General features: G+C 38.7%; 1 protein-coding gene. It reads right to left on the bottom strand.

Annotation, left to right across the window (positions count from 1 at the left end; genetic code table 11):
* Window positions 1-114: 114 nt before the first annotated feature.
* Window positions 115-1371, bottom strand: coding sequence for a hypothetical protein (locus C9I99_RS12920; protein ID WP_107349294.1), 1257 nt, complete (start codon window positions 1369-1371; stop codon window positions 115-117).

The following is a 1371-nucleotide window of genomic DNA, read 5'->3' as shown; positions in this document are numbered from 1 at the left end:
TTAAACGTCCTGTTAAATTATATACCGAGTTCAAAACTGTCATTCAGTTTTTAGATGCAATTAAATAGACCTCCCCACGTAAGAAGAAGTCTTTAATATATTTAATCCGATTTATTAGAAGTAGTACTTAACGCCAAGATACAATACATTTTCTATATAACGAGTAAACTCACTACGTTTATCATCACCATGAGTCAATATAAGATTCCCCGAAACACCCACATTATCATTCAAGTAATAGTTAACAACTGAAGTCAACTCACTACTTTGTGTATCGATATCGTGAGCCAGAATAAAATTCACACTCAAATCAGGAATCACATCGCGTTTAAAGTATTGTGCATAAATGTAATTCCTACCTATTGTCCGCATTCCTGGATCAGAGGCTATATAGAGTAAATATTGAGATAAGGCACCTAAATGACCAGAAACTAGGTTTCCGCCTGCGGCTTGTGCCAAATCATAATAGATATCCAGCTGACTTTTATTATAACCCTCTTGGTTGTAACGGTATTCAAGGTTATAGGTCGACCCTCCCATCGTAGAGTAAGACAGGCCGACAACGCCATCCGTATAAAATTGCCTATTTGACGTTGATATCTCGAAATCATAACCTAGTGCATTGCTGCTTTTTACCGGTATATAGACTGTACTTCTATCTTTCACTCCGATATCTGTATAAAGCATCACAGAGTCAGAGACGGTCCACTGCCCGAACATGCCAAATAGATTTGTCTTATCCTGCCTTGAAATTATCGCTCCGGCATAGTAGCTGTATGATATATAGTCAGCTTTAATACTCAGTGTCTTCTCAAAGGGGTGAATAAGATTTTCTGTTCGCCCTTCGTTATAAGAATAAATCAATGATGATGAGAAACTGTCACCGTGATAGCCATCCAGCCTAATAAAGTCTAACGCTGGCTCCTCAACAAATGGATTGGATTGATCCGTTGTTGCGTAGAAAGGGTTGGATGGTGAGGTGAACAATGATGGTCCCCAAAAGTCCAATTCACGATAAATAGAGAGCTTCCAATTATCCAGGAGATAGCTAACATTATATTCCTGTAAATAGATCTCGTCATCAGAAATAGAATCAGAGTTAACTTTGCTTTTGGTGTACTTTATATTAGGTGCTAATGAAACGGTAAAGTCATCAAACTCGCCGAATATATAACCTCTGAGCAAGAGAGTATTTTCATAGTCTGGTAGTTCACCAATTGCATTCCCAGGGTTGAAGTAAGAATGATTATTTAGATCATATCTCGTTGTGTACGCTTCGGCGTTAACCCGATAGGAAACAGCACTTTCCCATTCAATGGCCCCTGTCTGGGTACTCAGCAACAAGCCAAGGACCATAAAGTATCGATTCAT

Source organism: Photobacterium lutimaris, from assembly GCF_003025555.1.
Lineage (GTDB): Bacteria > Pseudomonadota > Gammaproteobacteria > Enterobacterales > Vibrionaceae > Photobacterium > Photobacterium lutimaris.
This window is presented reverse-complemented; position numbering and strand designations above follow the sequence as displayed.